Below are 19,492 nucleotides of genomic sequence, written 5' to 3'. Positions count from 1 at the left end.
CCCGATAGCGTCCGCCCAGCCACTACATAATCACCTTGGAGCTGCGCAGCTCGCTGATGCGCTGGGGGCTCAAGCCCAGCTCCGCCAACACTTCATCACTGTGCGCACCCACGGCGACGCCAATGTGCCGGGGCGCTGGCAACCCTTCCGAAAACTTCAACGGGCAGGCTATCTGCGCCTGGCTAGAGCCATCACCCCTGGGCACCTGGCTGACCAGCGCCCGCGCCTTCAACTGCGGATGGGCCACGGCTTCGCTGAGCGTCAGCACCGGCTCCACGCAGGCATCCACCCCGGTAAACAGCTCGCACAATTGCTCGAAACTGCGCTTCTCGAACTCCACCTGCAAGGCCTGCTTAAGCGCCGGCTGCTGTTCAGGCTTCAAGCCCTGCGCGGCCAACTCCGGGCGGCCCAACGCTTCACACAACTGCTGCATGAAAGCCGGTTCCAGGCTGCCGACGGCCATCCAACGCCCATCCCGCGAGCGGTAATAGTCATAGAAACTGCCGCCATTAAGCACATGGCCCTCCCGCTCAGGCTCCACACCACACGCCAGGTAACCCGCGCCGACCATGGCGTTCAGGCTGAACGAGCAATCGGTCATGCTGACATCCAGGTATTGGCCGACCCCGCTCTGCTGCCGGGCGATAACGGCCGCCAGCAGCCCCACCACTGCATGCAGCGAACCGCCGCCCACGTCCGCCAACTGCACGCCCAAGGGCAGTGGCCCGCTGTCCCGGCGCCCGGTGTAACTGGCGACCCCGGCCAGCGCCAGGTAGTTGATGTCATGCCCGGCGCGGTCCTTATAGGGCCCGGTCTGGCCATACCCGGTGATCGACACATAAATCAGCCGCGGGTTGATCGCCTTCAGCGCCTCGTACCCCAGACCCAGGCGTTCCATCACGCCGGGGCGGAATTGTTCGAGGACAATGTCGTAGTCCTTGACCAGTTCGCGCACGATCTCCAGCGCCTGGGCCTGCTTCAAATCCAGCGCCAGACTGCGTTTGTTGCGGTTGAGATAGGCATGGCTGGCGGAAGTCCCCCGGTCATGGGGCGGCAGCACCCGCAGCAGGTCCATGCGCGTAGGGGACTCGATGCGCAGCACCTCGGCGCCCATGTCCGCCAGCATCAAGGAAGCAAACGGGCCGGGCAGTAAGGTGGAAAAATCCAGCACTTTGAGGGACGCCAAGGGACCTGACATGGAGACTCCATTTGGGTTTCGGATTCCCACAGACTAGGCAGCCTGGCGCCTACCGGCAATCGTCAGAACGATCATCGAGGGTGACCGTTTTGATCATGGCGGGCTTTTTCGTGGCGGCGGCTTTATCATTGCCCCACGTTTGCTTGCAGAGTGTTCCATGAAGTTTGCGATTGCAGTGTTTTCCGCCGCCCATGCGCCCTCCTCGCGCCGCGCCCTGCTGTTTGCACAGGCGGCGTTGGCCGGCGGGCATGAGATTGTGCGGCTGTTTTTCTATCAGGACGGCGTCTACGGCGCCTCCAATAACATCGTTGCACCCCAGGATGAGCAGGACATCGCCCGCCAATGGCGCGAGTTGGTCAATGTGCATCAACTCGACGGCGTGGTGTGCATCGCTGCCGCCTTGCGTCGTGGCGTGCTTAATGCCGAGGAAGCCACGCGCTATCAACGCAGCGCGGCCAACCTGGATGCGCCCTGGGCATTGTCGGGCCTGGGGCAATTGCACGACGCCGCCCAGGCTGCCGACCGCCTGATCTGTTTTGGAGGGCCGTGACATGTCCAAATCCTTATTGGTGATCAGCCGCCAGGCGCCCTGGTCCGGGCCGAGCGCGCGCGAAGCGCTGGATATCGTGCTGGCCGGAGGCGCATTCGATCTGCCGATCGGCGTGCTGTTCATGGATGACGGCGTGTTCCAACTGGCGCCGCACCAGGATGCCAAGGCCGTGCAGCAAAAGGACCTCAGCGCTAACTTGCAGGCGTTGGGCCTGTTCGGCATCGATGACGTGTTCGCCTGCAGCCATAGCCTGGGTGAGCGCGGGCTGACGCAGCCGGCCAATGCCCAGTCGCTGGACAGCGAAGCGATCGCCAAGATGATTGACCGTTACGACCAGGTGATGACCCTCTGATGTCGACTCTACATGTGGTTTCCCACTCCCCGTTTACCGACAGCCGCCTCGACAGTTGCCTGCGTATCTGTGGCGCCGAAGACGCGATCCTGCTCTGCGGCGATGGCGCCTATGGGCTGCATAACGCGGCCCTGCACACCAAGGGCATAAAGGTTTTTGTGCTGGCCGAAGACATGCAGGCGCGCAATCTGCCGCTGCCGGACTGGGCTGACAGCGTGGACTACCCGGGTTTCGTGCAGCTGTCGCTCGACTACAGCAAGGTCAACACCTGGCTATGAACACCCTGACCGTAGGCGCGCGCACCCTCGAGCTGGACAAGGACGGTTACCTCGTCGACCTGAACGAATGGTCCCCTGAGGTGGCCGATGCCCTGGCCGCCGCCGAGGCCCTGGTGCTGACCCCGGATCATTGGCAGATCCTCGAACTGCTGCGCCAGTTCTACGCCGAATTCCAGCTGTCCCCTGCCACGCGGCCGCTGATCAAGTACACGGCCTTGAAGCTCGGCCCGCAAAAGGGCAACAGCCTGCACCTCAACACACTGTTCAACGGCACTCCCGCCAAACTCGCCGCCAAGCTGGCGGGCCTGCCCAGACCGACGAATTGCTTATGACCGACTTCGCCCCGCTGACCCTTGAAACCCCTGCCGAGCATCCGTTTGCGCAGTTCGTGCGCATCCTGGGCAAAGGCAAGCGCGGCGCGCGCAACCTCACCCGCGAAGAGGCCCGCGAAGCCATGGGCATGCTGCTCGACGAAAAAGTCGAAGACACCCAGCTCGGCGCCTTCCTGATGCTGCTGCGCCACAAGGAAGAAAGCCCGGAAGAACTCGCCGGCTTTACCGAAGCCGTGCGTGAACGCTTGAACGCCCCGGCACTGAATGTGGATGTCGACTGGCCGACCTACGCCGGCAAGAAGCGCCACCTGCCGTGGTTCCTGCTGGCGGCCAAGTGCCTGGCGCAACATGGCGTGCGCATCCTCATGCACGGCGGCGGCGCACACACGGCGGGCCGGCTGTACACCGAACAATTGCTGCAAACCCTGCACATCCCGCTGTGCCGTAATTGGCAGCAGGTCGGGACCGCGTTTGAACAAGGCAACCTGGCGTTTATCCCGCTGGGCGATTGGGCGCCGCAACTGCAACGCATGATCGACCTGCGCAACACCCTCGGCCTGCGCTCGCCGATCCACTCCCTGGCGCGCCTGCTCAACCCGCTGAATGCGCGCTGCGGCCTGCAAAGCATTTTCCACCCCGGTTACCAGGGCGTGCACCGCGATGCCAGCGGCCTGCTTGGCGATCATGTGATCGTGGTCAAGGGCGACGGCGGCGAAGTCGAGATCAACCCCGACACGATCAGCCACCTCTATGGCACCACCGGTGGCGAAAGCTGGGATGAAGAATGGCCTGCCCTCTCCGACCAGCGCCACGTCAAGCCGGCAACCCTGGAGCCTGATCACTTGAAGGCCGTGTGGCGCGGCGACGTAGAAGACAGCTACCCGCAACTGGCGCTGATCGCCACCATGGCCCTGGCCTTGCGCGGCCTCGGCCACCCACGGGAACAGGCGTTCGAATTAGCCCGGCAATACTGGGATGCACGGGACAAATCGATTTAATCGATCATTCACGCCCGGTCTTTGCGCTTTTAGTTCGAACTCATCCCTTTAGACTGGGCTCCAACGCTTATTAGCCAAGGAGCCAGTCATGGGTTTGCTGATCGAAGGACACTGGAAAGACCAGTGGTACGAAAGTAGCGCAGATGGCGCTTTCCAGCGCGAACAGGCCCAGCGCCGCCACTGGGTGACCGCCGATGGCCAGCCGGGGCCCAGCGGCGAAGGCGGCTTCAAGGCCGAGGCCGGTCGTTATCACCTTTATGTGTCCCTGGCCTGCCCCTGGGCCCACCGCACCCTGATCCTGCGCAAGCTCAAGGGCCTGGAAAGCGTGATCGACGTGTCCGTGGTCAGCTGGCTGATGCTGGAAAACGGCTGGACCTTCGACAAGGCCCACGGCTCCACCGGCGATAAGCTCGATGGTTTCGAATTCATGCACCAGCGCTATACCGCCGACACCGCCGACTACACCGGCCGCGTCACCGTGCCGGTGCTGTGGGACAAGCAGCTCAACCGCATCGTCAGCAATGAATCGGCAGAGATCATCCGCATGTTCAACAGCGCGTTCAACGGCCTGACCGGCAACACCCTGGACTTCTACCCTGAGCCGCTGCGCGCGACCATCGATGGGCTCAACGAGCGGATCTACCCGGCCGTGAACAATGGCGTGTACCGCGCAGGCTTTGCCACCTCACAAAAAGCGTATGAAAGCGCGTTTGATGATGTGTTTGCCGAACTGGATCACCTGGAGCAGCACCTGGGCGACCATCGCTACCTGGCCGGCGAGTACCTGACCGAGGCGGATGTGCGCTTGTTCACCACGCTGATTCGTTTTGATGCGGTGTATTACAGCCACTTCAAATGCAATCTGCGGCGGATTGCCGATTATTCGAACCTGTCGAATTGGCTGAGGGAGATGTATCAGTGGCCGGGCGTGGCCGAGACGGTGGATTTCACACACATCAAGGGGCATTACTATGGGAGCCACCGCACCATCAACCCGACGGCGATCGTGCCGAAGGGGCCGTTGCAGGCGTTTGATGCCGGGCATGATCGAGCGCGGCTAACCAGCAAAGGCATTTGGAGCTGATACAAAACCCGTAGGAGCGAGCTTGCTCGCGAATAACTCAAAAACACCGCGTGCATTCAGGATGGGCGCGTTATCGTTGACGATTTTCGCGAGCAAGCTCGATCCTACAGTCGATGTGTGCGCAGGTGCTCAGACTTGTGACTGGGCGCCTTCAAACCACTTCAGCTTCTCGCGCAGCACCACCACCTCACCGACGATCACCAGCGTCGGCGCATGCACTTCATGCTCCGCCACCATACGCGGCAAGTCCGCCAGGGTGCCGGTAAACACGCGCTGGTTGGACGTGGTGCCCTGCTGGATCAACGCCGCCGGGGTATCCGCGGCACGCCCATGCTTGATCAGTTGCTCACAGATGATCGGCAAGCCAATCAAGCCCATGTAGAACACCAGGGTCTGCGACGGCCCTACCAGGTCACTCCAAGGCAGGTCCGACGTCCCATTCTTCAAGTGCCCGGTGATAAAGCGTACCGACTGTGCGTAGTCGCGATGGGTCAGCGGAATCCCGGCGTACGCCGCGCAACCACTGGCTGCGGTGATCCCCGGCACCACCTGGAACGGGATGCCATGGGCCGCCAGTTCCTCGATTTCTTCACCGCCACGACCAAAGATGAACGGATCGCCCCCCTTGAGGCGCAGCACGCGCTTGCCTTGCCTGGCCAGGTCCACCAGTTGCTGGTTGATCTGGTCCTGCGGCACGGCGTGGTCGGCGCGGCGCTTGCCGACGTAGATGCGCTCGGCATCACGACGGCACAGCTCCAGAATCGTCGGTGCAACCAAACGGTCGTACAGCACCACGTCGGCTTGCTGCATCAGGCGCAGGGCACGGAAGGTCAGCAGGTCCGGGTCGCCTGGGCCGGCACCGACCAGGTACACCTCACCCGGCGCATAAGGCGGTGCGCCGTTGACCTTTTCGATCAACAGACGCTCAGCCTCATCGCCCTGCCCGGCCAACTGACGGTCGGCAATCGGCCCTTGGAACACTTCTTCCCAGAACGCCCGACGCTGCTGCACATCCGGGTACAAACCTTTGACCTGGGCACGAAAGCGCGCCGCCAGCCCGGCCAACTGGCCGTAGGTGGACGGAATCCAGGTTTCCAGCTTGGCGCGGATCAAGCGCGCCAGCACCGGCGCATCGCCGCCGCTGGACACCGCGATCACCAAGGGCGAACGGTCGACAATCGCCGGGAAAATCACGCTGCACAAGGCCGGCGCGTCCACCACATTGACCGGAACGCAACGACGCTTGGCGTCACTGGACACTTGCGCGTTCAGTGGCTCGTCGTCGGTCGCCGCGATGATCAGGGTGCAGCCTTCCAGGTCGGCCTCCTGATAACCGCGCAGAATCAATTCCCCGCCACTGCCCTGCACCAACTCGCGCAACTGGTCTTCGATCTGGGGAGCAACCACCCGCAGCACGGCGCCGGCGTCAGCCAGCAGGCGGGATTTGCGCAAGGCAATCTCCCCCCCACCGACGACCAGCACACGACTGCCGCGCAGGTTATGAAACAGCGGCAGGAATTCCATTTAGCGGATGACCTCGACGCCCGCCATGTAAGGCTTGAGCACTTCAGGTACGCGGATCGAACCGTCAGCCTGCTGGTAGTTTTCCAGCACCGCCACCAGGGTGCGACCTACAGCCAGGCCCGAACCGTTGAGGGTGTGCACCAGCTCCGGCTTGCCGGTTTCCGGGTTACGGAAACGCGCCTGCATGCGCCGGGCCTGGAAATCACCGCAGTTGGAGCACGACGAAATCTCGCGGTATTTGTCCTGGCTGGGTACCCACACTTCGAGGTCGTAGGTCTTCACGGCGCTGAAGCCCATGTCGCCGGTGCACAGCGCCAGCACGCGGTACGGCAGTTCCAGCAGCTGCAGGACGCGTTCGGCGTTGGCGGTCAAGCCTTCCAGGGCGTCCATGGAGGTCGACGGCTCGACCACTTGCACCATCTCGACCTTGTCGAACTGGTGCTGGCGGATCATGCCGCGGGTGTCGCGGCCCGACGCCCCGGCTTCACTGCGGAAGCACGGGCTGTGGGCGACGAACTTGAGCGGCAGTTGCTTGGCATCGAGGATCTCGCCCGCAACGATATTGGTCAGCGACACTTCGGCGGTCGGGATCAGGTACAGATCAGCTTCGCCATCACGGCTGATCTTGAACAGGTCTTCCTCGAACTTCGGCAACTGGCTGGTGCCCATCAGCGCCGGCGCCTGCACCAGGTACGGGGTGTAAGCCTCTTCGTAACCGTGCTCGCCGGTGTGCAGGTTGATCATGAACTGCGCCAGGGCACGGTGCATGCGTGCAATCGGGCCGCGGAGCAAGGCAAAGCGCGCACCGGACATTTTGGCGGCGGTTTCGAAATCCAGGCCGCCAGTCAATTCGCCCAGGGCGACGTGGTCCTTGATCTCGAAATCAAAGGCCGTTGGCGTGCCCCAGCGACGCACTTCGACGTTGCCGTCTTCGTCTTCGCCAATCGGCACGGACTCGTGCGGCAGGTTGGGGATGCCCAGCAGGATCGAATCCAGCTCGGACTGAATGCCTTCCAGCTCGACCTTGCCGTCGGACAGCTCGGTGCCCATGCGCTCGACGTCCGCCATCAACGGCGCGATGTCTTCGCCACGTTGCTTGGCCTGACCGATGGATTTGGAACGCGCATTCCGCTCAGCCTGCAGTGCTTCGGTGCGGGTCTGGACGGTCTTGCGCTGTTCTTCCAGCGCTTCGATGCGCGCAACATCCAAGGCAAAGCCACGGGAAGCCAGGCGGTCCGCTACGTCCTGAAGGTTGCTACGTAACAGTTTGGAATCGAGCATGTCGGTCTCTCGTTTATCAAAGTTTGGTCAAGGACAGGCCGGCCCAGGTGGCGAGCAGCCCGCCGAACACGCTGATGCCGAGGTACCCGAAGGCGACCAGGGCCTGCCCGCTTTCCAGCAGGCGCAGCGTATCCAGTGAAAAGGATGAAAAGGTCGTCAGACCGCCTACAAAGCCGACAATCAAGCCGGCGCGAATTTCAATCGGTACTTCCGGGCGCAACAGGAACCAGCCGTACAACAACCCGATGATCAGGCAACCCACCAGGTTGACCGCCAGGGTCGCCGCATAAAAATGCTTCGGCCAATTGGCGCTCACCCAAGTACCAGTGGCGAAACGCAATAATGTACCAGCGATGCCGGCTGCGGACACGGCAAGAATCGTCTTGAACACTACTTTCTCCGCTGTTTGGGGCTGAGGCGGTCGAGTTGGGCGAGGTGATTGAGCTTTTCACCGATCTTCAGCTCCAGGCCGCGGGGCACCGGCTGGTAGAACGGCTGCGGCTCAAGCTCGTCGGGGAAATAGTCTTCGCCGGCGGCATAGGCGTCCGGCTCATCATGGGCATAGCGGTATTCATCACCGTAGCCCAGTTGTTTCATCAACTTGGTCGGCGCATTGCGCAGATGCAGCGGCACTTCGAGGGAGCCGTGTTCGGCGGCCGCACGCAGGGCGGACTTGAAGCCCATGTACACCGCGTTGCTTTTCGGCGCGCAGGCCAGGTACGTGATGGCCTGGGCCACCGCCAGCTCACCTTCCGGGCTGCCGAGGCGCTCCTGCACTTCCCAGGCCGCCAGGCACAGGCTCAGGGCGCGCGGGTCGGCGTTGCCGATGTCTTCACTGGCCATGCGCACCACGCGGCGCGCCAGGTACAGCGGGTCGCAGCCGCCGTCGATCATGCGCGCAAACCAATACAGCGCGCCGTCCGGGTTGGAGCCGCGCACGGATTTGTGCAGCGCCGAAATCTGGTCGTAGAAGGCTTCGCCGCCCTTGTCGAAACGCCGACGCGTATCGCCGAGCAGGCTTTGCAGCAGGTCAACGCCAATCTCGCTGCCGTCTTCGGCCAGGTCGGAGGCGTTCTCCAGCAGGTTGAGAAAGCGCCGGCCATCACCATCGGCGGCGCTTAGCAGAATCTTGAAGCCTTCATCGCTGAGGCTCAGTTGGCGCTTGCCCAAGCCCTTGTCTTCGCTCAGGGCGCGGTGCAACAGCTTTTGCATCGCGGCTTCATCGAGGCTCTTGAGCACATAGACCCGCGCCCGCGAGAGCAACGCATTGTTCAATTCAAACGAAGGGTTTTCGGTGGTGGCACCGATAAAAATCAGCGTGCCATCCTCGACATAGGGCAAAAACGCATCCTGCTGCGACTTGTTGAAGCGATGCACTTCGTCGACAAACAGGATGGTGCGCTTGCCGTACTGTCCGGCCTGCTGCTTGGCCACCTCGACGGCCTGGCGGATCTCCTTGACCCCGGCCAGCACGGCCGAGACCGTTTCGAAGTGTGCATCCGAGACTTTTGCCAGCAGCCGCGCCAGGGTGGTCTTACCCACGCCCGGCGGCCCCCAGAAAATCATCGAGTGCAGCGCACCCTGCTCCAGGGCTTCGCGCAAAGGCTTGCCGCGAGCGAGCAGGTGTTCCTGACCGACGTACTCATCCAGGTTGGTCGAGCGCAGGCGCGCGGCCAAAGGCTGGGCAATCGGGTCACTTCGAAACAGATCCATGGGCAGCGTTTGAAACCTCTGGGCAGTTTATTCCTGGATCACGTCGGCACCCTTGGGGATGTCGAACTTGAACTTGGACGCCGGTACCGGCTGGTTGGCCTTGACCCCGGAGAACAGGATATCGGTGCGCTGGCCGACGCTGTCGACCAGGCGCATGTTATTGATCACGCCGTTGCCGAACGACAGGGACAGCGTGTCAAACAACGTGTCCTTGGATTTCGGCTTGAGGGTGAACTCGATCACGTTGCTGGTTTGCTTGGAGGTGATGTCGAAGCTGTCGTTGATTTTCGACACATCGCCCGACAGCAGCAGCGCCGGCGTCTGGTTCAGGCGCGGGTCGAGCTTCTTGATGGTCGCCTGCTCCAGGTCCGGGTCCCACAGGGTGACTTTCTGGCCGTCCGAGACGATGGTCTGCTCGGCCTTGCCTTCGGTGTGCCAGTAGAACAACCCTGGGCGCTGCACGGCCATCTCGCCGGCGGTTTCCTGCAACTGGGTGCCACCGGCATCCAGGGTGAGCTGGGAGAAGCGCGCAGTCAGGGTCTGGGATTTGTCCAACAGGTTTTTCAGGCTGGCGACGGAGGCCGGGTCAGCGTGGGCCGAAACAGCGGTCAGGGCCAGTGCCGGCAACAACAGCATGCGGATAAGACGCATGGGAGTCCTCATTGAGTCGTAAGGGCGCGCCGCGTGCTGCCACGCGGCACGGAATCAGTCGCGCATCTGCCCGGGGGCGATGACTTCGCGCGAGCCGTTGGTGTTCATTGCAGTGACGACGCCAGCGTTTTCCATGGCTTCGATCATGCGCGCAGCGCGGTTATAGCCGATCTTCAGCTTGCGCTGCACCGCAGAAATCGAGGCGCGGCGGCTTTCCAGCACGAACGCCACGGCTTCGTCATACAGCGCGTCGGTTTCGGCATCATCGTCGCCACCGCTGCTACCACCGTCGAAGCCGCTGCCGGCCTCTTCGACACCGGCGAGGATGTCGTCGTTGTATTCGGGCGCGCCACGCAGCTTCCAGGCCTCCACCACGCGGTGCACTTCATCGTCGGAGACGAAGGCGCCGTGGACCCGGATCGGCAGGCTGGTACCCGGCGGCATGTAGAGCATGTCACCGTGGCCCAGCAGTTGCTCGGCACCGCCCTGGTCGATGATGGTCCGTGAGTCGATCTTGCTCGACACTTGGAACGCCATGCGGGTCGGGATGTTGGCCTTGATCAGGCCGGTGATCACGTCCACCGACGGACGCTGGGTGGCGAGGATCAAGTGAATACCGGCCGCCCGCGCCTTCTGGGCGATACGCGCGATCAGCTCTTCGACCTTCTTGCCGACGATCATCATCATGTCGGCAAACTCGTCGACCACCACCACGATGGTCGGCAGCTTGCTCAACAGCGGTGCTTCGTCGTGGATACTTTCGCGCTTGTACAGCGGGTCGGTCAGCGGCGTGCCGGCGTCCTGGGCTTCCTTGACCTTGGCGTTGAAGCCCGACAGGTTACGCACGCCCATCTTCGCCATCAGCTTGTAGCGGCGCTCCATCTCGGCAACGCTCCAGCGCAGGGCGTTGGCGGCGTCCTTCATGTCAGTGACCACCGGGCAGAGCAGGTGCGGAATGCCTTCATAGATCGACAGTTCGAGCATCTTCGGGTCGATCATGATCAGCTTGGCGTCTTCCGGGCCGGACTTGAACAGGATCGACAGGATCATCGCGTTCACGCCCACCGATTTACCCGAACCGGTGGTACCGGCCACCAGCAGGTGAGGCATTTTGGCGAGGTCGGTGATCACCGGCTTGCCGCCGATGTCGTGGCCCAGGGCCAGGGTGACCGGCGACTTGAAGTTGTCGTATTCGGGCGTCGACAGCACTTCGGAGAAGCGCACGATCTGGCGATCTTCGTTGGGAATCTCGATACCCACGGTCGTCTTGCCCGGGATCACTTCCACCACGCGCACGCTGGTCACGGCCAGGGAGCGCGCCAGGTCCTTGGCCAGGTTGGAAATGCGGCTGACCTTGACGCCGGCAGCCGGCTGGATTTCGTAACGGGTAATCACCGGGCCGGGATGGATCGAGTCCACCGACACCTCGACGCCGAATTCCTTGAGTTTGATTTCCAGCAGATGGCCGACGGCCGCCAGGGACTCAGGGGAATAGTTGAGCTGTTTCTTTTCGGCCGGGTCGAGGATCGAGATCGGCGGCAAGGTGCCTTCCACGGCGCTGTCGACAAACAACGGCGCCTGTTTCTCTTTCTGCACGCGGTGGCTTGGCTCGGCCGGCTTGGGCGGCGCCGGGGCGATCACCGGCGGCACCTGCTTCTCGCGGTCCGACATGTGCTTGCTCAGGGCCTGCTCGCGTTCGATCAGGCGTTCCTTGACCTTGGCCTGCTCACGGCGGTCCGGTGTGCTTGGGGCCACCACTTCGTTGACGCGGGTATCCACCTCGCGCAACTGGGCCACCATGCGCTTGCGTTCGACCCGGGCGGCCCACCAGCGGTTGGCAGCGCCCTGGAACAGCTCCAGCAGGTCGAGGGTGATCTTGCCCGTCACGTCCATCACCTTGAACCACGACAGGTCGGTGAACACGGTGAGGCCAAACAGGAACAGCGCGATAAACATCAGGGTGCTGCCCTGGATATTCAGGGTCTTGCGCGCCAGGTCGCCGAGGCTCTCGCCCAGCGCCCCACCCGCGCCCGCCGGCAGGCCGGTGGGTGCGTGGAAATGAATATGCGCCAGGGCGGCACCGGACAGTACCAGGAATACCAGGCCGATCAGGCGCCACGAAAACAGCCAGCCGCTCCACTGCCACGGCTCATGACGCTGGCGGAAGATCTGCCAGGTCTTGATCGCCAGTAACAGCGGGAAGATATAGGCGAAGTAACCCAGCACCATGAACAGGATATCGGCGCTGTAGGAACCGGCAGGCCCACCGAAGTTCTGCACGTCTTCGATCTTGCTGTTGTGGCTCCAGCCCGGATCGTCCTTGCCATAGGTGAGCAAGGCCATCATCAGGAACAGGCACAGCGCGCCGATAGCGATCAGCGCGCCTTCCTTGAGTCGATAGTGCAGGTGCTGGCGCCAGGCCGGCACGACGGCTGCTTTAGGTGTTGCGGCGGATTTCTTCAAAACGGGTCTTTTCCTGCGCCTGTTAGCGCGTCCATCTGTTGAATAACTGCAAATACTGCCCAATCCGAGCAGCTGAAAAATGAACGAACGTCGTGGAATCTACTTTTAACACTGGGCGATTGCTGGATGAAATGGCGATAACGCCACAATGGCCGCATTGTACGGGTTTGTGTTGCGGTTGCCACGCCACTTGGCTTTCTTCAGGCAGCATAGCCAATTGTGTGTCACAACATGTTCAATTTGAGCATGCATTGTCTTTGCTGACAAAGGCTTATGAGCTGTTTTTACCAATCCAGGCAAGCTTGGCAAATGGCCTGCATGGGCCAGACCCGATTACGACCACGCCTCACGCAGAGAGTTGCAGAAACACCCGCTCACGCTTATGCACGCCAACAGCCGATTCGGGCTGGCCCCACAGCGCTGCGTCGACAATAATCACACCCCTTGGGGCAGGCGATCCGCCTGCCACTCCCCTCCCCTTCCGCAAGCCTGGATGCCATGCTGACCTGGTTACAACGCGACTCACTGACATTTCCCCCGCTGGCCAAGGCCATGCGTGAACCCAATGGCCTGCTCGCCGCCGGTGGCGACCTGTCGGCCGAGCGACTGGTGCAAGCCTACCGCCACGGTTGCTTTCCCTGGTTCTCGGAGGGCCAGCCGATCCTCTGGTGGTCGCCGGACCCGCGCACCGTGATATTCCCCGACGAGCTGCATGTCTCCCGCAGCCTGGGCAAACTATTGCGCCAGCAGCGCTATACCGTGACCTTCGACCAGGACTTTGCCGCCGTCATCCAGGCGTGCGCCGCGCCGCGTGCGTATGCCGATGGCACCTGGATCACCGAAGGTATCCAGCGCGCCTATCTGGAACTGCATCAGCGCGGCTATGCACATTCGGTTGAGGTATGGGACGAAGGCGTGCTGGTGGGCGGACTGTATGGCCTGGCGATGGGCCAGCTGTTTTTTGGCGAATCCATGTTCAGCCGTGCCGACAATGCCTCGAAATTCGGCTTTGCTACATTGACCCGGCAATTGCAGGCCTGGGGCTTTGTACTGATCGACTGCCAGATGCCCAATGATCACCTGCATAGCCTGGGTGCTCGCGCCATTCCTCGCAGTGAATTTGCCGATTTCCTACAAGACCACCTGGACCAACGCAATTCCGGGCCATGGGTTTCTTAGGCGACATCCGCACACCTGGCTTACACTTATTTCAAAGCTTATCCGAGGGTTGATCATGACCGAGTTGGCGCGCTTGAAGTTTTATGCCACTCAACCCCACTCTTGCAGCTATCTGCCCGACGAGCAGGCCACCACGCTGTTCCTCGACCCCAGCCAGCCAATGGATGTGCACGTGTATGCCGATCTCTCGGAAATGGGTTTTCGACGCAGCGGCGATCATCTGTACCGGCCCCACTGCCAGAACTGCAATGCCTGCGTGCCGGCACGCATCCCCGTGGCGCAGTTTCTGCCGGACCGCAATCAGAAGCGCATCCTCAAGCGCAATGCCGACCTGACGGTGGCAGCTGCCAAGCCACGATTCACCGAAGAGTATTTCGACCTGTACCAGCGCTATATCGAGCAGCGCCACGCCGACGGCGATATGTTCCCACCCAGCCGCGACCAGTTTTCCACCTTCCTGGTGCGTGACCTGCCGTTCTCGCGCTTTTACGAATTTCGCGCGGACGGCCGTCTGGTGGCCGTCGCCGTGACCGATTTGCTGCCTAACGGCCTATCAGCGGTCTACACCTTCTACGAGCCAGCCGAAGAGCGTCGCAGCCTTGGGCGCTTTGCAATCCTCTGGCAAATCGGTGAAGCACTGCGCCTGGAACTGGAGGCGGTGTACCTCGGATACTGGATCAAGAACTGCAAAAAAATGAACTACAAGACCCAATATCGCCCCATAGAACTGCTGATTAATCAAAGATGGGTCACGCTTAACTAGAACCCCTTGGCTTAAACACCCTTTTTCGGGCACAATGCACGCCGCTTTTGCCTGGCGCAGTTGCACCGGGCCATTCACTGGATACCGAGGGCTTTACTGCATGTCGAAAGAAGACAGCTTCGAAATGGAAGGCACTGTCGTCGACACCCTGCCCAACACCATGTTTCGTGTGGAGTTGGAAAATGGGCACGTCGTAACCGCGCATATCTCCGGCAAGATGCGCAAGAACTACATTCGTATTCTTACCGGTGACAAAGTGCGCGTCGAGCTGACGCCCTATGACTTGAGCAAAGGGCGCATCACTTACCGCGCTCGCTAAGCAAGTCAATACAAAACGCCCGGTTATGCCGGGCGTTTTTGTGTGCATGGGATTTCTCCAACACCAAGGGATCCTGTGGGAGGGGGCAAGCCCCATTCTGAGAATTGCATTTCAAGACAGCAAAAAGGCGCCTTTCGGCGCCTTTTGCGTTATTGCAGAACGATCAGGCCATTTCAGCCGTGGTTTCGAACTCGAAGGTCAGCTCGCCATCCTTCAGGTCGATATGCACCACGCCACCATGGTCGGAAAGCTCGCCAAACAGGATCTCTTCGGCCAGCGGCCGCTTGATCTTGTCCTGGATCAGGCGCGCCATCGGGCGAGCGCCCATTGCCGCGTCGTAGCCACCTTCGGCGATCCAGCTGCGTGCCGCTTCCGTGACATCCAGTTGCACGCGCTTGTCTTCCAACTGCGCCTGAAGCTCGGTAAGGAACTTGTCCACCACACTCTTGATGACCTCATGGCTGAGGCGACCAAACTGGATAATGGTATCCAGGCGGTTGCGGAACTCCGGCGTGAAGCTCTTCTTGATCACTTCCATCGCATCGGACGAGTGATCCTGGTGGGTAAAGCCGATCGAAGCCCGCGCGGCCGTCTCGGCACCGGCGTTGGTGGTCATGATCAGGATGACATTGCGGAAGTCCGCCTTGCGCCCGTTATTGTCGGTCAGGGTCCCGTGGTCCATTACCTGCAGCAGCAGGTTGAAGACTTCCGGGTGGGCCTTCTCGATTTCATCGAGCAGCAGTACGCAATGGGGCTGCTTGGTAATCGCCTCGGTCAACAGGCCGCCCTGGTCGAAACCGACATAGCCCGGAGGCGCACCGATCAGGCGCGACACGGTGTGACGCTCCATGTATTCGGACATGTCGAAGCGCACCAGCTCGATCCCCATGGCCTTGGCCAATTGCCGCGCCGCCTCGGTCTTGCCGACACCGGTAGGACCGGCGAACAGGAACGAACCGACAGGCTTGTCCGGCGACTTGAGGCCCGCACGCGACAGCTTGATCGCGGTGGACAGCGCGTCGATCGCTGCGTCCTGGCCGAACACGGTGAGCTTGAGGTCGCGCTCCAGGTTACGCAGCAGCTCCTTGTCGGAACTGTTGACGTGTTTTGGCGGAATCCGCGCGATCTTCGCGACAATGTCCTCGACCTGAGGCACGTCGATGCGCTTCACACGCTTCTCGACCGGCTGCAGGCGCTGGTAGGCCCCTGCCTCGTCGATCACATCGATGGCCTTGTCCGGCATGTGCCGGTCATTGATGTAGCGCGACGCCAACTCGGCGGCCGCACGCAGCGCCTCATCGGTGTACTCGATGCCGTGGTGCGCTTCAAACCGCCCCTTGAGCCCGCGCAGGATGCCGATGGTGTCTTCGACCGACGGCTCGGACACGTCGACTTTCTGGAAGCGACGCGCCAGGGCACGGTCTTTCTCGAAGATGCCGCGGAATTCCTGGAAGGTGGTCGAGCCGATGCAGCGGATATCACCCGACGACAACAACGGCTTGAGCAGGTTGGAAGCGTCCATCACCCCACCGGATGCCGCACCGGCACCAATGATGGTGTGGATCTCGTCGATGAACAGGATCGCCTGCGGGCGTTTTTTCAGCTCGCCGAGCAGGGCCTTGAAGCGCTTCTCGAAATCGCCACGGTACTTGGTCCCGGCGAGCAACGCGCCCAGGTCAAGGGAGTAGACGACACTATTGGCCAGCAGGTCCGGCACCTGGTTGTCGACGATGCGCTTGGCCAGGCCTTCGGCAATCGCGGTCTTGCCCACGCCCGCCTCACCCACCAGCAACGGGTTGTTCTTGCGACGGCGCGCCAGGATCTGCGCTACGCGCTCCACCTCAAGCTCACGCCCCACCAACGGATCGATCCGCCCCTGGCGCGCCAGCTCATTGAGGTTGCTGGCATAGGCATCCAGCGGGTTGCTTGAAGAAGAAGACTCACCGCCCTCGTCGTCCTGCATATCCTGCTCACCCTCGGAATGATCGCCGTGCCCAGGCACCTTGGAGATACCGTGGGCGATGTAGTTGACGACATCGATACGGGCAACGCTCTGCTGCTTGAGCAGGAACACTGCCTGGCTTTCCTGTTCGCTGAAGATCGCCACAAGCACATTGGCGCCTGTGACTTCACGCTTACCGGAGCTCTGTACGTGGAAAACAGCACGCTGCAATACCCGCTGGAAGCCCAGGGTTGGCTGGGTCTCACGGTCCTCGTCATGCACGGGGATCAGTGGCGTGGTGGAGTCGATAAACTCCTGCAGGTCATGCTTGAGCTTGTCGAGATTGGCGCCGCACGCACGTAGAACCGTGGCGGCAGCTTCGTTATCCAAAAGTGCCAGCAGCAGGTGTTCGACGGTCATGAATTCATGACGCTTCGAACGAGCCTCCTTGAAGGCAAGATTGAGGGTGACTTCGAGCTCGCGGTTTAACATAGCTTCACCTCATACCCAAGTGGTCGGCGTTAACCGTCCTTCTCGATTTCACAGAGTAGCGGATGCTGGCTTTCCCTGGCGTACTGGTTGACCTGCATGGCCTTTGTCTCGGCGATGTCACGGGTAAACACTCCACATACTGCCCGTCCTTCTGTGTGAACGGCCAGCATTACCTTGGTCGCCAACTCGCGGTTCAGGTTAAAAAACACCTCGAGCACTTCGACCACGAAATCCATCGGTGTGTAGTCATCGTTGAACAAAACCACCTTGTACATCGGCGGCGCCTGTAAAGCAGGCTTGGCCTCCTGAACAGCAATGCCTGCAGAACCGTCGTCATCGTGTTCGTGATCCGGTCGATCCTGATTGAATGTTAGTCGAATCTGGCTGATTGCATGCATGGAAAGAAAGGTTCGTCAGTGGTTCAAATACAGTGGTGGGGGCGACCTGTCAGAATTTCAACTCTGACCGCTCAGTCGCCTTGACTATCGGCAAATCGGTGTTACAACCAATAGAACCCACAGTGGGTAAAAAAGGTCCGCGCAGTCAACCTTATTTATTCGGGTTAGGACGGATAAACTGGATGATACTCCAGTGATGGAGTCTGGTGCAGAGGGATATGGGTATGTCTGGCGTCAAGATCAGTGGCAAGGTCAAGTGGTTCAACAATGCCAAGGGATATGGCTTTGTTAATGAAGACGGTAAAACCGAGGACCTTTTTGCGCACTATTCAGCGATTAACATGGATGGGTACAAAACGCTGAAGGCGGGCCAAGCTGTGAGCTTTGAAATCATTCAAGGACCGAAAGGGCTGCACGCCGTGAATATCGGTGCAGTGAAAGCCGAAACACATGAAAAAAACACGCCATCAACCGCTCATAACGAAAAGAAACAAACGGCCTGACACCCCGCGAAGCGAGTGACATGCGATAAAAAACCGGCCACCCGATCGACTTGGGTTGGCCGGTTTTTTTTGTACCAGGCTTTTACATGTGAGAAATCAACGCATCCCCAAAGCCCGACGAAGACACCAGCTTCGCGCCATCCATCAGGCGTTCGAAGTCATAAGTCACGGTCTTGGCCGAGATAGCACCGTTGGTGCCCTTGATGATCAAGTCGGCCGCTTCGGTCCAGCCCATATGACGCAGCATCATTTCCGCCGACAGGATCAATGAACCCGGGTTGACCTGGTCCTTGCCCGCATACTTGGGCGCAGTACCGTGGGTCGCCTCGAACATGGCGACGGTGTCGGACAGATTGGCACCCGGCGCAATCCCGATACCGCCCACCTCTGCCGCCAGGGCGTCGGACAGGTAGTCGCCGTTCAGGTTGAGGGTCGCGATCACGTCATACTCGGCCGGACGCAACAGGATCTGCTGGAGCATGGCATCGGCGATAGCATCCTTGACCACTACATTCTTGCCGGTCTTCGGGTTCTTGAACTGCATCCACGGGCCGCCATCCAGCAGGGTCGCACCGAATTCTTCAGCCGCCACTTCGTAGGCCCATTCCTTGAAGGCCCCTTCGGTGAACTTCATGATGTTGCCTTTGTGCACGATAGTCAGCGAGTCGCGATCGTTATCCACTACATATTGCAGGGCCTTGCGCGCCAGGCGCTTGGTGCCTTCCAGCGATACCGGCTTGATACCAATGCCGCAATCCTGATCGAAACGAATCTTGGTGACGCCCATTTCCTCCTTGAGGAACTTGATGACCTTTGTCGCTTCCGGCGAGCCGGCCTTCCACTCGATCCCGGCGTAAATATCTTCGGAGTTTTCGCGAAAGATGGTCATGTCCACATCGCCTGGTTTCTTGACCGGGCTGGGCACACCTTCGAACCAGCGCACCGGGCGCAGGCACACGTAGAGGTCGAGTTGCTGACGCAGGGCCACGTTCAGCGAACGAATGCCGCCCCCTACCGGAGTGGTCAGCGGGCCCTTGATGGACACCACGTAATCCTTGACCGCATCCAGGGTTTCCTGGGGCAGCCAGGTGTCCTGGTCGTAGACCTGGGTCGCTTTCTCGCCGGCGTACACCTCCATCCACGAGATCTTGCGCTTGCCGCCGTAGGCCTTTTCAACAGCTGCGTCGACCACCTTGATCATCACCGGGCTGATGTCGACGCCAATACCGTCACCTTCGATATACGGGATGATCGGTTGGTCAGGAACATTGAGAGAATGGTCTGCATTGACGGTGATTTTGTCGCCGACTGCCGGAACCTGAATCTTCTTGTATCCCATGCTGAACTCCATCTATGGATTGAACATCTGGCTGCGTTCGAGCCTACTCCAGATAAATGGCGACTGAAACCTCGCGCCATGCTCATTTGCGTCGAAAACAGCATAAATTGTCGCCTACAAGCCTGAAAGCAAA

20 protein-coding genes are annotated in these 19,492 nt (G+C 60.8%); 10 read left to right on the top strand and 10 right to left on the bottom strand.

What is annotated here, in order from left to right; genetic code table 11:
• Positions 1-22: 22 nt before the first annotated feature.
• Positions 23-1,198, bottom strand: a complete 1,176-nt coding sequence (locus tag BFQ01_RS23400) for a CaiB/BaiF CoA transferase family protein (RefSeq protein WP_065927082.1) — start codon at positions 1,196-1,198, stop codon at positions 23-25.
• Between the two features lie 157 nt (positions 1,199-1,355).
• On the opposite strand from BFQ01_RS23400, the gene tusD reads away from it, so the two are divergent.
• From tusD to BFQ01_RS23370, 6 genes are all read left to right on the top strand, one after another.
• Positions 1,356-1,748 carry a sulfurtransferase complex subunit TusD gene (gene tusD / locus BFQ01_RS23395; RefSeq protein WP_065927081.1) on the top strand — a complete coding sequence of 131 codons (393 nt, stop codon included), beginning with the start codon at positions 1,356-1,358 and terminating at the stop codon, positions 1,746-1,748.
• Position 1,749: 1 nt separating this feature from the next.
• A complete protein-coding gene (tusC, locus tag BFQ01_RS23390) occupies positions 1,750-2,100 on the top strand; it encodes a sulfurtransferase complex subunit TusC (protein ID WP_065927080.1) in 351 nt (116 codons plus the stop codon).
• Entirely contained in the window at positions 2,100-2,378 is a 279-nt protein-coding gene (gene tusB / locus BFQ01_RS23385; RefSeq protein WP_053128523.1) for a sulfurtransferase complex subunit TusB, read from the top strand. The genes tusC and tusB overlap by 1 nt, the downstream gene beginning before the upstream one ends.
• Positions 2,375-2,710, top strand: a complete 336-nt coding sequence (locus tag BFQ01_RS23380; RefSeq protein WP_065927079.1) for a TusE/DsrC/DsvC family sulfur relay protein — start codon at positions 2,375-2,377, stop codon at positions 2,708-2,710. Before tusB ends, BFQ01_RS23380 begins: the two co-directional genes overlap by 4 nt.
• On the top strand, positions 2,707-3,708 hold the full coding sequence (locus tag BFQ01_RS23375) for a glycosyl transferase family protein (RefSeq protein WP_065927078.1): 1,002 nt from the start codon (positions 2,707-2,709) through the stop codon (positions 3,706-3,708). The genes BFQ01_RS23380 and BFQ01_RS23375 overlap by 4 nt, the downstream gene beginning before the upstream one ends.
• A gap of 88 nt (positions 3,709-3,796) precedes the next feature.
• The gene (locus BFQ01_RS23370) at positions 3,797-4,792 is read left to right on the top strand and encodes a glutathione S-transferase family protein (protein ID WP_065927077.1); all 996 of its coding nucleotides are present in this window, start codon (positions 3,797-3,799) and stop codon (positions 4,790-4,792) included.
• Positions 4,793-4,921: 129 nt separating this feature from the next.
• On the opposite strand, the gene cysG is transcribed toward BFQ01_RS23370, so the two are convergent.
• The 6 genes from cysG to BFQ01_RS23340 are packed head-to-tail and all read right to left on the bottom strand — an operon-like array spanning position 4,922 to position 12,424.
• Complete coding sequence (gene cysG, locus BFQ01_RS23365) at positions 4,922-6,316, bottom strand: siroheme synthase CysG (protein ID WP_065927076.1); 1,395 nt, start codon at positions 6,314-6,316, stop codon at positions 4,922-4,924.
• Entirely contained in the window at positions 6,317-7,597 is a 1,281-nt protein-coding gene (gene serS / locus BFQ01_RS23360) for a serine--tRNA ligase (RefSeq protein ID WP_065927075.1), read from the bottom strand.
• A gap of 16 nt (positions 7,598-7,613) precedes the next feature.
• Positions 7,614-7,988, bottom strand: a complete 375-nt coding sequence (gene crcB / locus BFQ01_RS23355; RefSeq protein WP_027606345.1) for a fluoride efflux transporter CrcB — start codon at positions 7,986-7,988, stop codon at positions 7,614-7,616.
• On the bottom strand, positions 7,988-9,310 hold the full coding sequence (locus BFQ01_RS23350; RefSeq protein WP_027606344.1) for a replication-associated recombination protein A: 1,323 nt from the start codon (positions 9,308-9,310) through the stop codon (positions 7,988-7,990). The genes crcB and BFQ01_RS23350 overlap by 1 nt, the downstream gene beginning before the upstream one ends.
• Before the next feature lie 27 nt (positions 9,311-9,337).
• Positions 9,338-9,961, bottom strand: a complete 624-nt coding sequence (gene lolA / locus BFQ01_RS23345; RefSeq protein WP_016975527.1) for an outer membrane lipoprotein chaperone LolA — start codon at positions 9,959-9,961, stop codon at positions 9,338-9,340.
• A 54-nt stretch (positions 9,962-10,015) separates the two neighbouring features.
• Positions 10,016-12,424 (bottom strand): DNA translocase FtsK, encoded by a 2,409-nt coding sequence (locus BFQ01_RS23340; protein ID WP_065927074.1) that lies wholly within the window; start codon positions 12,422-12,424, stop codon positions 10,016-10,018.
• A 498-nt stretch (positions 12,425-12,922) separates the two neighbouring features.
• Here BFQ01_RS23340 and aat point away from each other — a divergent pair, with 498 nt between their 5' ends.
• The 3 genes from aat to infA all read left to right on the top strand — a co-directional run bounded on the left by aat (position 12,923) and on the right by infA (position 14,685).
• Positions 12,923-13,603: a leucyl/phenylalanyl-tRNA--protein transferase gene (gene aat, locus BFQ01_RS23335; protein WP_065927073.1), complete on the top strand. Its 681-nt coding sequence runs from the start codon at positions 12,923-12,925 to the stop codon at positions 13,601-13,603.
• 55 nt (positions 13,604-13,658) lie between these two features.
• Positions 13,659-14,366 carry an arginyltransferase gene (locus tag BFQ01_RS23330; RefSeq protein ID WP_027606340.1) on the top strand — a complete coding sequence of 236 codons (708 nt, stop codon included), beginning with the start codon at positions 13,659-13,661 and terminating at the stop codon, positions 14,364-14,366.
• A gap of 100 nt (positions 14,367-14,466) precedes the next feature.
• Complete coding sequence (gene infA, locus BFQ01_RS23325; protein ID WP_002553999.1) at positions 14,467-14,685, top strand: translation initiation factor IF-1; 219 nt, start codon at positions 14,467-14,469, stop codon at positions 14,683-14,685.
• A 163-nt stretch (positions 14,686-14,848) separates the two neighbouring features.
• Here infA and clpA read toward each other — a convergent pair whose 3' ends face one another.
• Both clpA and clpS read right to left on the bottom strand, forming a co-directional pair.
• Positions 14,849-17,119 (bottom strand): ATP-dependent Clp protease ATP-binding subunit ClpA, encoded by a 2,271-nt coding sequence (gene clpA, locus BFQ01_RS23320; RefSeq protein ID WP_027606339.1) that lies wholly within the window; start codon positions 17,117-17,119, stop codon positions 14,849-14,851.
• Positions 17,120-17,148: 29 nt separating this feature from the next.
• Positions 17,149-17,517: an ATP-dependent Clp protease adapter ClpS gene (clpS, locus tag BFQ01_RS23315; RefSeq protein ID WP_010567912.1), complete on the bottom strand. Its 369-nt coding sequence runs from the start codon at positions 17,515-17,517 to the stop codon at positions 17,149-17,151.
• A gap of 224 nt (positions 17,518-17,741) precedes the next feature.
• On the opposite strand from clpS, the gene cspD reads away from it, so the two are divergent.
• A complete protein-coding gene (gene cspD / locus BFQ01_RS23310; protein WP_043293603.1) occupies positions 17,742-18,020 on the top strand; it encodes a cold shock domain-containing protein CspD in 279 nt (92 codons plus the stop codon).
• Positions 18,021-18,102: 82 nt separating this feature from the next.
• Here cspD and icd read toward each other — a convergent pair whose 3' ends face one another.
• Positions 18,103-19,359: an NADP-dependent isocitrate dehydrogenase gene (gene icd, locus BFQ01_RS23305; RefSeq protein ID WP_027606337.1), complete on the bottom strand. Its 1,257-nt coding sequence runs from the start codon at positions 19,357-19,359 to the stop codon at positions 18,103-18,105.
• Positions 19,360-19,492: the final 133 nt, after the last annotated feature.

The sequence above is a fragment of the Pseudomonas sp. 8 R 14 genome, from assembly GCF_900005955.1.
Classification (GTDB): Bacteria; Pseudomonadota; Gammaproteobacteria; order Pseudomonadales; family Pseudomonadaceae; genus Aquipseudomonas; species Aquipseudomonas marginalis.
The sequence above is the reverse complement of the archived record's forward strand: the minus strand, read 5'-3'. Positions and strand labels throughout refer to the sequence as shown.